General features: G+C 69.2%; 8 protein-coding genes and 1 pseudogene. 3 read left to right on the top strand and 6 right to left on the bottom strand.

Annotation, left to right across the window (positions count from 1 at the left end):
- Positions 1 to 420: 420 nt before the first annotated feature.
- Entirely contained in the window at positions 421 to 1,836 is a 1,416-nt protein-coding gene (pyk, locus tag U9980_RS08810; RefSeq protein WP_322750022.1) for a pyruvate kinase, read from the bottom strand.
- Between the two features lie 289 nt (positions 1,837 to 2,125).
- On the opposite strand from pyk, the gene U9980_RS08805 reads away from it, so the two are divergent.
- Positions 2,126 to 2,272: a hypothetical protein gene (locus U9980_RS08805; RefSeq protein ID WP_322750023.1), complete on the top strand. Its 147-nt coding sequence runs from the start codon at positions 2,126 to 2,128 to the stop codon at positions 2,270 to 2,272.
- A 156-nt stretch (positions 2,273 to 2,428) separates the two neighbouring features.
- On the opposite strand, the gene U9980_RS08800 is transcribed toward U9980_RS08805, so the two are convergent.
- From U9980_RS08800 to U9980_RS08790, 3 genes are all read right to left on the bottom strand, one after another.
- Entirely contained in the window at positions 2,429 to 4,366 is a 1,938-nt protein-coding gene (locus tag U9980_RS08800) for an ABC transporter ATP-binding protein (RefSeq protein ID WP_322767475.1), read from the bottom strand.
- An 84-nt stretch (positions 4,367 to 4,450) separates the two neighbouring features.
- Positions 4,451 to 5,275: an enoyl-CoA hydratase/isomerase family protein gene (locus tag U9980_RS08795; RefSeq protein ID WP_322767474.1), complete on the bottom strand. Its 825-nt coding sequence runs from the start codon at positions 5,273 to 5,275 to the stop codon at positions 4,451 to 4,453.
- Between the two features lie 2 nt (positions 5,276 to 5,277).
- A complete protein-coding gene (locus U9980_RS08790) occupies positions 5,278 to 5,496 on the bottom strand; it encodes a helix-turn-helix domain-containing protein (protein ID WP_131766260.1) in 219 nt (72 codons plus the stop codon).
- A 523-nt stretch (positions 5,497 to 6,019) separates the two neighbouring features.
- On the opposite strand from U9980_RS08790, the gene U9980_RS08785 reads away from it, so the two are divergent.
- Positions 6,020 to 7,333: a hypothetical protein gene (locus U9980_RS08785; RefSeq protein WP_322767473.1), complete on the top strand. Its 1,314-nt coding sequence runs from the start codon at positions 6,020 to 6,022 to the stop codon at positions 7,331 to 7,333.
- A 53-nt stretch (positions 7,334 to 7,386) separates the two neighbouring features.
- On the opposite strand, the pseudogene U9980_RS08780 reads toward U9980_RS08785, so the two are convergent.
- A pseudogene (locus U9980_RS08780) lies at positions 7,387 to 8,304 on the bottom strand (cation diffusion facilitator family transporter); the annotation flags it as partial.
- A 223-nt stretch (positions 8,305 to 8,527) separates the two neighbouring features.
- Positions 8,528 to 10,141 carry an ABC-F family ATP-binding cassette domain-containing protein gene (locus U9980_RS08775; RefSeq protein WP_322767472.1) on the bottom strand — a complete coding sequence of 538 codons (1,614 nt, stop codon included), beginning with the start codon at positions 10,139 to 10,141 and terminating at the stop codon, positions 8,528 to 8,530.
- Positions 10,142 to 10,469: 328 nt separating this feature from the next.
- On the opposite strand from U9980_RS08775, the gene rfbB reads away from it, so the two are divergent.
- Positions 10,470 to 11,471, top strand: coding sequence for a dTDP-glucose 4,6-dehydratase (rfbB, locus tag U9980_RS08770; protein WP_322767476.1), 1,002 nt, complete (start codon positions 10,470 to 10,472; stop codon positions 11,469 to 11,471).
- The last annotated feature ends 21 nt before the right edge of the window (positions 11,472 to 11,492 follow it).

The following is an 11,492-nucleotide window of genomic DNA, read 5'->3' as shown; positions in this document are numbered from 1 at the left end:
CGCACCGATGGACTCTGCGGGCGCATCGCCCGGGACGGGGTCTGCGCCGGCGACGCCCCGGCCTCCCCGCCGGCATCGTCGTCCCGGTCTGTTTCGCGAGGCCGCCGCGCCGGCTGTTCGGTCATTGCACACGCTCCCGGGTCAGCTGGGCCGGGTCGGGGTCCGGCGAGTGGCCCAGGGACATAGTGGTCGACGCCGGAAACTGCCCGCAAACTGCCACAGCCCCGATCCGGCTGTGCCATGCGTTCGCCTGGCCAGCGCGTGCGCCCTGACCAGCCAGTGTGCCTGGACGGAACGGACAGAGCGCAGGTGTCCGCCCGACCCCGGGCCCCCCATCATCGTGCCGCAGACACTACGGGCTGGTCCGCACCTCCGCGGATCGCGGCCAACCCCAGAGCACTGCGGCGCCGACCACTATGGCTAGACTTCCTCCCCGATACGGTGCACCCGGATGGTGTTGGTCATCCCGGCCACACCCGGCGGTGTCCCCGCGACGACGACAACCAGCTCACCGGGCCGACAACGCTCCAGCTGCACCAGCGCGTTGTCGACCTGCCGGACCATCTCGTCGGTGCTGTGCGCGAACGGGACCAGGAAGGTCTCGACGCCCCACAGCAGCGCCAGCTGGCTGCGGACGGCCGGCACCGGCGTGAAGGCCAACAGCGGGATGGGGCTGCGGTACCGCGCGAGACGGCGCGCTGTGTCCCCGCTCTGGGTGAACGCGACGAGGTAGCGGGCACCCATGGCTCCGCCGACGTTCGCGGCGGCCTCGGCCAGCGCCCCGCCGACCGTGCGTGGACGGGTCCGCAGCGGCGGAATCCGGGAAAGATCAACCTCGACCGTCTCGATGATCCGTGCCATCGTGGAGACCGCCTCGATGGGGTAGTCACCGACGCTGGTCTCCGCCGACAGCATGATCGCGTCGGCACCGTCGAGGACGGCATTGGCGCAGTCGCTGGCCTCGGCACGGGTGGGCCGGGGGGCGTGGACCATCGACTCCAGCACCTGGGTGGCCACGATCACCGGCTTCGCACGCTCGCGCGCCCATGACACGGCGCGTTTCTGGACCAGCGGCACGACCTGCAACGGCATTTCCACGCCGAGGTCACCACGGGCGATCATCAGGCCGTCGAACGCTTCGACGATCTCCTCGAGCTGGTCGACTGCCTGCGGCTTCTCAATCTTGGCGAGGACGGGGAGGCGCACGCCGACCTCGTCCATCACCGCTCGAACCTTTTCGATGTCGGCGGCCGACCGGACAAACGACAGAGCGATCATGTCGGCAGGCAGACCGAGCCCGAAGCGGAGGTCCTCGGTGTCCTTGTCGGTCAACGCGGGCACCCCGAGGGCTGCGCCCGGGATGTTCATCCCCTTGTGATCGCTGACCGGACCACCGATGGAGACCGTGGTGTGGACGTCGGTGCCGACCACGTCGGTGACGTCAAGCACCAGCCGGCCGTCGTCGACGAGGATGTGGTCACCCTTGGTGACGTCGGCGGTCAGCCCTGAGAACGTCGTTCCAACCCGATGCTGATCACCGACGACGTCATCAGTGGTAATCGTGAACTGTTGGCCGGGCAGCAGGGTGACCTGCCCGGACCCGAACTTCCCTAGCCTGATCTTCGGCCCCTGAAGATCGACAAGGATGCCGACACTGCGTCCGGCAGCATCAGCAGCGGCGCGGATGCGCAGGTAGGTCTCGGCATGTTGGTCGTGGGAGCCATGGGAGAGGTTGAGGCGGGCGATGTCCATACCGGCTTCGACCAGCGCCCGGATCATGTCGGGTGAGCTGGTGGCCGGACCGAGTGTACACACAATTTTCGCGCGACGAGACACGGGATAAGCCTAGGAAATGATGCCGGGGGCTTGGACACCGCCCCCACTATCGACTGAACGACACCCGGAACCTTTTACGTCTACAGGAAATAGGACCCAGCCACGCCACAAGCTGCGGTACGTGGTGCGACGGCGTACGGTCGACGTGTCCGCACCGCGGCGCAGCGCGTGGACACCGAACCGGACCAGGGCGTCGGCAAGGGAGCCGAGCGATCCCTACGAAGAGCTCTCCAATGGGTGCACAGACCGGCAGGTCCAGGTAACTTCCCAGGTCACGGTGGGCAGACAGATGAGCGAAAACCCGGCGATCCACCGCCATCCATCCGGCGATGTAGACATCGCCCTCCCCCATGACGACCCCGACGCGACCGCGGTGAACGGTGACGACAGCTCGGATGAGCCGCTTCCCGACAGCGGAAGGGGACGCCCCGCGTAGGCACGCCGGCGAGCCGCGCGTCGACCACGTGACGCCGTTGGTCCCGGGGCAACGGCCCGGACAACACCTGTGAAATGACCCGGATGGTCCCCGGTGAAATCAGGCACACATGTGTGAAAACACCGCCCGACGTGACCGGCACCGCCCGGGCGCGGTTCAGCCGACGGCCGCGGTTTCCTGTTCGCCGCGATTGCCGGCGGTCAGATCCTCGACCGCCGGCGCTGGGGCTTGGCCTTCGAACTGAGTGCGGTACAGCTCCGCGTACAGGCCGCCGCTGGCCAGCAGCTGGGAGTGCCGCCCGCTCTCGACTACCCGTCCACCGTCGATCACCAGAATCCGGTCGGCGTCGCGAACCGTGGACAGGCGATGCGCGATCACCAGTGATGTCCGACCGGCCAGAGCGGTGGCCAGCGCCCGCTGGACCGCCGCCTCGGACTCGCTGTCAAGGTGGGCGGTGGCCTCGTCGAGAACGACGATCGAGGGCTCCTTGAGCAGCAGCCGCGCGATCGCCAGCCGCTGCTTCTCACCGCCGGAGAGCCGGTAGCCACGGTCCCCGACGACCGTGTCGAGGCCGTCAGGCAACGCCCGCACAACGGATGCGATCATGGCAGCCTCCATCGCCGACCACATCTGCTCCTCGCTCGCCTCCGGACGGGCGTAGACGAGATTCGCCCGGATCGTGTCGTGGAACAGATGCGCATCCTGCGTGACAACGCCCACGGCATCGCGCAATGAGCGAAGAGTGACGTCGCGGACGTCATGGCCGCCGACCCGGACCGTCCCGGTACGTGCGTCGTACATCCGGGGCACCAGTTGACTGATCGTCGTCTTGCCTGCGCCGGACGGCCCCACCAGGGCCACCAGCTCACCGGGTGCGATGCGGAACGAGATGTGATGCAGGACGGGTTCAGGTACCCGCCGGTCGAGGATGGCCACCGACTCCAGCGACGCCAGCGACACCTCGTCCGCGGCCGGGTAGCCGAACCCGACGTCGTCGAACTCGACCGTCGCCGACCCGCGGGGCAGGTCGACCGCATCCGGCCGGTCGGCGATGGCCGGGCTCAGGTCGAGCACCTCGAACACCCGCTCGAAGGAGACCAACGCGGTCATCACGTCGACGTTGACGTTCGACAGCTGGGTCAACGGCCCGTAGAGGCGGGACAGGTACGACGTCAGCGCGACGACTGTGCCGACCGCGAGGATGCCCTCGGCCGCGAACCGGCCACCGACTCCGTAGACGATGGCGGTCGCCAGTGACCCGACCATCGTCAACGAGACGAAGAAGATCCGGCCGTACATCGCCTGGGTCACACCGATGTCACGGACCCGGGAGGCCTTGGCGGCAAAACTGTGGTTCTCCGTCGACGGCCGGCCGTAGAGCTTGACCAGCAGTGCCCCCGACACGTTGAACCGTTCGGTCATCGTCGTGTGCATCTCGGCGTTGAGCCCGTAGCCCTCCCGGGTGAGCGCGGCGAGTTTCGGACCGAGCAACCGCGCCGGGATGACGAACACCGGCAGCAGAACCAGCGACACGATGGTGATCTGCCACGACAACGCGATCATCGCCGCAAGGACGAAACCGACGGACACGACGTTCGACAGGACGGCGGACAGCGTCCCGGTGAACGCCGACTGCGCGCCCAGGACGTCGCTGTTCAGCCGCGAGATCAGGGCACCGGTCTGGGCGCGGGTGAAGAAGGCGAGCGGCTGACGTTGGACGTGGTCGAAGACCCGGGCCCGCATGTCGAAAATGAGACCTTCGCCGATGCGAGCCGAGAACCAGCGTTGCGCCAGCGCCAGCAGCGCGTCGACGATGGCGATCGCACCGACCAGCGCCGCGAGCGCCTCCACGACGCCCACCCGCCCGGGAATGATTCCGTCATCGATGATCGATTTGAAGATGAGTGGCGTGGTGGCGCCCAGCGCGGCGTCGATGACGATCAGCACAAGGAAGCCGGCCAGCATCCGGCGGTACGGGCGTGCGAACTCCACGATCCGGCGCAGAGTGCCCGGCCGCAGTTTCTGGTGCGCGATCGAACGGTCACGCTGGAAGGCCCGTGCGCTGATGGGCGGCCCGCCGTCCGCAATTCTCATCAGTCCACCTTGGCGTCGATGTCATCACAACTGCAACACTGTAAGCAGCCTGCAGCTACGGATCATTCCCGCGCCGGCGGCCCGTCATCCCGGCGGCACTGCCTCAGCTGACGTGCGGAGCTGGGCATCCCGTTCGGCACGCAGCTGGGCATCCCGTTCGGCACGGCGCTGGTCTGGTCGGGAGCGCTCGCGGCTGTGCAGCAGCAAGGCCTTGACCTCGACGGCCAGGCCCCGGGGCGGGGCAAGCAGCGCGGCGGCGAGATCCTCCACCGCATCCGCCAGATCGACGGGGGCCGCGACCCGGTCCGCGAGTCCCAACATGTACGCCTGCGTGCCGGATACCGCCCGTCCGGTCACGCAGAGGTCCAGCGCCCGGCCATAGCCGACCAGATCGACCAACGTGTCCGATACCCCGAGCGCCGGAACGCGACCGTGCCGGATCCCGTCCATGGCCAGGTACGCGTCCGCACAGAAGACCCGCAGGTCGCAGGCGAGTGCCAGGCGCAGAGCGCCCACCGCCCACCCGCTGACGACAGCGATGCTGAACAGGTCGGGCCGGGACAACCAGTCGAGCGCGCACTGGCGGTCGCCAACGAAGCCGGGGCTGGCAGGGCTGGCAGGGCTGGCAGGGCAGTCACCGGCCATGCCGGGTCGGTCCCGGCCGCCGGCAGCGGTCGGGTCGACCCGGACATGATCAAACGGTGGCAAACCGCCGATGATCCGAAGAAGCACCAGCCGAATGCTTCCGGGCAGACATCTCCCGATATCGGCTAGCACTCCCACGGCGGGCACGGCGCGCGCGCAGGCGGCGCCGCGATCCTGACGATCGACGGTGACGGTCGCCCGCGAACCCTCGATCGTCAGGGTCAGACCGGCCGCCGCCAGATCGGCGGCGGCCGGTTGCAACATGATCAGACGCTCTTCTTCTTACTGCCGCGGGTTGCGCCGCCCCGGCCTCTCAGAGTTGTTCCGGACTCCGAGAGGATCCGGTGAACGAACCCGTACGAACGACCCGACGACTCAGCGAGGAGGCGGATGCTCTGACCCGCCTCATACTTCTTCCGAAGCTCTGATGCAAGCTTGTCGCGCTCCGCGCCGGTGATCCGGGTTCCTTTCCTAAGCTCGGCCAATGTGGCCCCCTCCGTGATAGATGATCTGCGAACCGATCTTCACTCAGTCGCGGTGAACGCGCCACTCGAAGCGCATGTGATCCATCACACTGTCCTCTTCACGCGCCCGACCAACCCCCGGCTGCGCTCGGCTTTTCCCTTCTTCCCATCACCGGACCACCAACGCCCGACCACGGGACCGATGGCTGTTTCGCCCACCGCAGCAGGAGAATCGGCACATCCACCAACGTCAGCGAAGGCCAGTGTCCCTAATCGCCCCTGTCTGGTCCGACAGTGACTTCGGCGCGTCGCGACGACCATCGCCGAATCCGCGCCGGTGAACATCGTGCACCACCCGAACCCGGCACCGTCGACCTGGCTACGGTGCACATGTGGGCATCGCGGCGGGCATGCAGCCATGAGAGCGCCTTTGCGGCCCGCCGTTCGATCGGGGAGCTCCGATCCGCGGGGATGTCGCAGCCGTCTGCCACGACTACCGTTCACCGGCGCAGACCCGACCGAGTTCGGCGAAATCGCAATCTGGATGGGGGCGCTGATTGCCTGTCTGGGCCTGACCGCGCTCCTGCGCGCCGGCGGAGGCGAAGCCGAACCGCTGCCGACGCTGCTCGCCGGCATACCGTTCACGGCAGACCGGCGCCCGCACATTTCGCCGACGTCCCTTCTCGCCCCGGCAGTCCTGGCCGTGGTCATCGTCGCCGCATGGCGAGACGTTCACATCCGGCTGCGGTGGGGCACGCTGCTCATCACCGCCTACGTGGCGTCGTTGGCATGGACGCTCGCGTTGGCTTCCGTGCACGGCCTGAGCGGCCTTGCCGGACCACTTGGCAACGGGCCGGGCTACCTGTCGGATGTGGCCGCCGCGGACGCCGACCCGGTGGGCTTCCTGCGGAGCTACACCCACCAGGGGGCCCACCAGGGGGCCGCTTCCGGCAGCGGCACCCGGGCACATCCCCCCGGGCTGGTGCTGGTGCTGTGGGCGCTGACACGGCTGGGCATCAGGGCCCCGAGCGCGCTGGGAGTCGTGCTGACGGTCGTGGGCGCGGCCACCGTCCCGCTCGCCGCGATCGCGGTCCGGTCGTTGTGCCACGACCGGGCCGCCCGCCGCTTTGCGCCGGTGCTGGTGCTGGCCCCGTGGGCGGTGTGGATACCGGCGGCGGACGCAGTGACCGCGACCCTGGCCGCCGCCTTCGTCACGCTCGGGGTGATCGGATCCGAACCGGGTAGACACCTGCGGTGGGCAGCGGGATGCGGCCTGGGAATCGGCGTGGCGACGCTCTGCGGCTACGCGGTGCCGTGGCTGGGAATCACGGTAGTGGCGACCTACTTCGTCCGGCGGCGACCACTGCTCAACGTGATCACCGGCGGCTGCGTCCTGCTGCCGCTGTCCGTGGCCGCGTTCCTGGGGTTTTCCTGGCCGGACGGGCTGGCGGTCGCGCACGACCAGGTCGTCCACGCCACCACGCACATCCCCGGTAGCACCGCGGGTGTCCCGGCGTGGGTCGCCCGCGTCCCCCCCGGTCTCGCGGTCGTCCTGGCCGCCTGCGGACCGACGATCATTCGGGCAGCACGGCGGGTCCGGCTCACACCCGGCTGGCCCTTTCTGGTCGGCGCCGTCCCCGCGATCGGCTTCGGGATGGTGACCGGTCTGACCGGCGCCCATCCCGAGCGGTCCTGGCTGCCGTTCTACTGCTGGCTGCTGGTACCCGCGCTGGCACCGAGCCCACGCCCGCAGGGCCCGGGCGACATGACCCAGGCGGGCACCCTTCCGCTGGGCCTGACCACTGTCGGGGCCCTCAGCGCGATTGTCGCCCGGGCCTTCCTGCCCGGGACCCTGTGACTCACCGGCAACGCGCCTGCCGGCCTCCTGGTCAGCCGGTAGCCGGTCAGCCGGTCAGCCGGTTGGTGGACGATGTCCGGCTCCAGGTAGACCCTGCACGCGATCGGCACAGCCGCCCGCAGCGCCGCCTCGGCGCCGTCGATCGCGCGCGCGACAGCGGGCAGGGTCAGCTCGACATCCATACTGATCTTGGCTGCCACGAGGAGTTCATCCGGGCCGAGGTGCAGCGTGCGCAGATGAATGACCCGCGTGACATGCGGCGACCCCGCGAGAGCGCTACGGATGGTGGCGACCATCGCCGGAGTGGCCGCCTCCCCTACCAACATCGCCTGGGTTTCGACCGCCACGACCACTGCCACGGTCAGCAGCAGGATGCCGATCGCCAGCGTGCCCGCCCCGTCCCAGATCGGGTCGCCGGTTGCCAGCGTGAGACCCACGCCGGCAAGGGCGAACACGAGGCCCACCAGCGCGGCAAGGTCCTCCAGAAGCACCACGGGCAGTTCCGGGGCACGGGCGGCGTGGACGAACCCCCACCATGAGGCGTCACCCTTGAGCGGGCGGGCTTCGGCGATCGCGGTGCGCAGGGAGAACCCCTCCAGGACCGTCGCCACGAGCAGGACGACGATCGCCACCGCAGCGCTGTCGAGCTCGTGGGGGTGGCGCAGCTTCGCCACGCCCTCGTGGACCGAGAACAGGCCACCGATGCTGAACAGCACGATCGCGACGAGGAAGCCGGCGATGTAGCGCGAGCGCCCGTAACCGAACGGGTGTTCCTCATCGGCCGGACGGGTGGCGCGCCGCTGACCGAGCAGGAGCAGGACCTGGTTGCCCGAATCCGCGACCGAGTGGATGGACTCGGCCAGCATCGACGACGACTGAGTGATGACAAACGCGACGAACTTCGCCACCGCGATCCCCAGATTGGCCGCCAGCGCGGCCAGAACCGCCTTCGTGCCACCTTCCGCGCTCACACGACCATCCTTGCTCGACGCTCCTGCCCGCTCCTGCTACGACGCTCCTGCTCGCTCCTGCTCGCTCCTGCTCGACGCCCCTGCTCGCTCCTGCTCGACGCCCCTGCTCGCTCCTGCTCGACGCCCCTGCTCGCTCCTGCTCGACGCCCCTGCTCGCTCCTGCTCGACGCCCCTGGACAGCTACACCTGGTGTGGCCGACAGCAGCGGGTTGCGGTTACCCGGTCAGGCGAGAGTGATCAACTCGGCGAGGTCCGCGGACCAGGAGTCCTCGACGCCGTCGGGCAGCATGAGCACCTTGTCCGGGGCCAGCGCCTCGACCGCGCCCGGGTCGTGGGTGACCAGCACCACCGCCCCTCGAAACGTGGCGAGAGCCGCGAGGACCTCGCCACGCGACGCCGGGTCGAGGTTGTTGGTGGGCTCGTCCAGCAGCAACACGTTCGCGGCGCTGCACACGAGCCCGGCCAGTGCCAGCCTGGTTTTCTCCCCGCCCGAGAGCGTGCCCGCCGGCTGGGCGACGGTGTCTCCGCTGAACAGGAAGGCACCCAGGATGCGGCGCAGCTCCACATCGGAGGTGCCCGGCGCGGCGGCGCGCATGTTGTCCAACACCGACTGGTCGGTGTCCAGCGTCTCGTGCTCCTGGGCGTAGTACCCCAGCCGCAGCCCGTGACCATGGTGGACCTCGCCGGTGTCCGGGGACTCGACGCCCGCGAGCATCCGCAACATGGTCGTCTTGCCGGCACCGTTGAGGCCGAGAATCACGACCCGCGCGCCGCGGTCGATGGCCAGGTCGACACCGGCGAAGACCTCCAGGGATCCGTAGGACTTCGACAGGCCGGTGGCGGTCAGCGGGGTCCGGCCGCACGGCGCCGGATCGGGGAACCGGAGCTTGGCGACCCGGTCGGCGACCCGTACGTCGGCGAGACCCGCGGCGAGCCGGTCGGCCCGGCGGTCCATCTGGTGGGCCGCACGGGCCTTGGTGGCCTTCGCGCGCATCTTGTCGGCCTGGGCCTTCAACGCGTCGATCTTCTTCTCGGCGTTGGCCCGCTCCCGGCGGCGGCGGCGTTCGTCGAGATCCCGTTGGGCCAGGTAGGTCTTCCAGTTGACGTTGTAGACGTCGAGGGCCGCGCGGGTGGCGTCGAGGTAGAAGACCTTGTTGACGCAGCGGTCGAGCAGGTCGACGTCGTGGCTGACCACAACCAGCCCGCTGTCGTGGGAGCGTAGGAACTCGCGTAGCCAGGCGATCGAGTCGGCGTCGAGGTGGTTGGTGGGCTCGTCGAGCAGCAGGGTCGCGTCGCTGTCACCGGCGCCGGCGAACAGGATGCGGGCCAGCTCGACCCGGCGGCGCTGGCCACCGGACAGCGTCTCAAGCTGCTGGCCGAGCACCCTGTCCGCAAGGCCCAGCGCGGAGCAGATCCGGGCTGCCTCGGCCTCGGCCGCGTACCCGCCGAGGGTGCCGAAACGCTCCTCCAGGCGACCGTAGCGGCGGATCGCCACGTCCCGTGCGGCATCGTCGACCAGCTCCGCCATTTCCAGCTGGAGCTTCTCCATCTCCCGCACGAGCACGTCGAGGCCGCGGGCGGACAGCACGCGATCACGAGCGGTGTCGGCCGGGTCACCGGCCCGCGGGTCCTGCGGGAGGTAACCGAGGTCACCACGGACGTCGATCTTTCCGGCGAACGGCAGCGTCTCGCGAGCCAGCGTCTTGAGCAGGGTGGTCTTGCCCGCGCCGTTGCGTCCGACCAGCCCGATCCGGTCACCCGGCTGGATGCGGAACGACACCGCCTCGATGAGTGTGCGGGCGCCGGCCCGCAGCTCCAGATCGGACGCGATGATCATAGGTGCACGTGGCCTTCCGGGAAGACGTCAGCAAACGCGGCAGCAGGACGACACGGCCCGCGTCACGGCCCCTCACGAAGCCGTGAACGTCAACGCCGGGAACTTTCAGGGCGACGGACCTGGACGCTGCGAACGTCACCACCGAACCCATACTCACAGAGTACGGATACCCGCGCCCGCGTCGGTGTGCCCCGGTGATCGGCGTCACCGGGTCATGAGAGGGTGGCGCAGGGCTGCGCCGGATTCCAGGTGGCGCGTGCCCCGTGCGCTCCAGTCGGCTGCCGCGGCCGCCGATCTCGACTTTCATTCCAAGGGGGACGTTCACACCATGTCGACGCTGCTGGTGACCGGAGCCGCCGGGTTCATCGGATCGAACTTCGTCCGCTACTGGCGTGAGCGGCACGCTGGCGACCGCCTGGTAGCGCTGGACGCGCTGACCTACGCGGGCTGCCGGGAGAACCTCAGCGACGTGTTGGACGCGATCACCTTCGTACACGGCGACATCCGCGACCGCGAGCTGGTCGAATCGCTGCTGCGTGAGCACCACGTCGACATCGTGGTCAACTTCGCCGCCGAGTCGCACAACAGCCTGGCGATCATTCGCCCGGGTGAGTTCTTCTCCACCAACGTCATCGGTACGCAGACGCTGCTGGAGGCCGCCCGCACGGTCGGGGTGGCGCGCTTTCACCAGATCTCGACGTGTGAGGTCTACGGCGACATGGCCCTCGACGACCCGGGCGCCTTCACCGAGGACTCCCCCTACCTGCCCCGTACGCCGTACAACGCGGCCAAGGCCGGCGGCGACCACGCGGTGCGGGCGTACGGCCTGACCTACGACCTGCCCGTGACCATCACGAACTGCTCGAACAACTACGGGCCGTACCAGTTCCCGGAGAAGGTCATCCCGCTGTTCGTCACCCGGGCGCTGCAGGGGGAAAACCTGCCGCTGTACGCCTCCGTGCGCAACCGGCGGGAATGGCTGCACGTCGCCGACCACTGCGCCGCGATCGACGTGGTTCTCCAACGGGGCCGGGTCGGCGAGACCTACCACGTCGGCAGCGGGGTGGAGGCCGACATCGAGACCATCGCCGACACCATCCTCGGCGAACTGGGCCTGTCCGCGTCGCTCAAGACGATCGTGCCGGACCGGCCGTCGCACGACCGGCGTTACCTGCTCGACTCGTCCAAGCTTCGGGCCGAGCTCGGCTGGGTACCCGAGATCGGCTTCGCCGACGGGATGAAGGAGACCGTGGCCTGGTACCGCGACAACGAGTCGTGGTGGCGCCCGCTCATCGGCCGCTCCCCCGTCTCCGAGACCGCCTGGCGCTGAGACCGCCTGGCGCGGAGACCG

Origin of the sequence: Protofrankia sp. Cr1 (assembly GCF_963555865.1) — a bacterium.
In the GTDB taxonomy this organism is placed as follows: Bacteria; Actinomycetota; Actinomycetes; order Frankiales; family Frankiaceae; genus Protofrankia.
Note: the sequence above shows the minus strand (reverse complement) of the source record. Positions and strands in the feature narration are given on the sequence as shown.

Excerpts from the sequence above, each read along its gene's own strand:
- U9980_RS08775 (WP_322767472.1), bottom strand. The coding sequence starts at position 10,141 with ATGATCATCGCGTCCGATCTGGAGCTGCGGGCCGGCGCCCGCACACTC.
- U9980_RS08795 (WP_322767474.1), bottom strand. The coding sequence starts at position 5,275 with ATGTTGCAACCGGCCGCCGCCGATCTGGCGGCGGCCGGTCTGACCCTG.
- rfbB (WP_322767476.1), top strand. The coding sequence starts at position 10,470 with ATGTCGACGCTGCTGGTGACCGGAGCCGCCGGGTTCATCGGATCGAAC.
- U9980_RS08785 (WP_322767473.1), top strand. The coding sequence starts at position 6,020 with ATGGGGGCGCTGATTGCCTGTCTGGGCCTGACCGCGCTCCTGCGCGCC.
- U9980_RS08805 (WP_322750023.1), top strand. The coding sequence starts at position 2,126 with ATGAGCGAAAACCCGGCGATCCACCGCCATCCATCCGGCGATGTAGAC.
- U9980_RS08800 (WP_322767475.1), bottom strand. The coding sequence starts at position 4,366 with ATGAGAATTGCGGACGGCGGGCCGCCCATCAGCGCACGGGCCTTCCAG.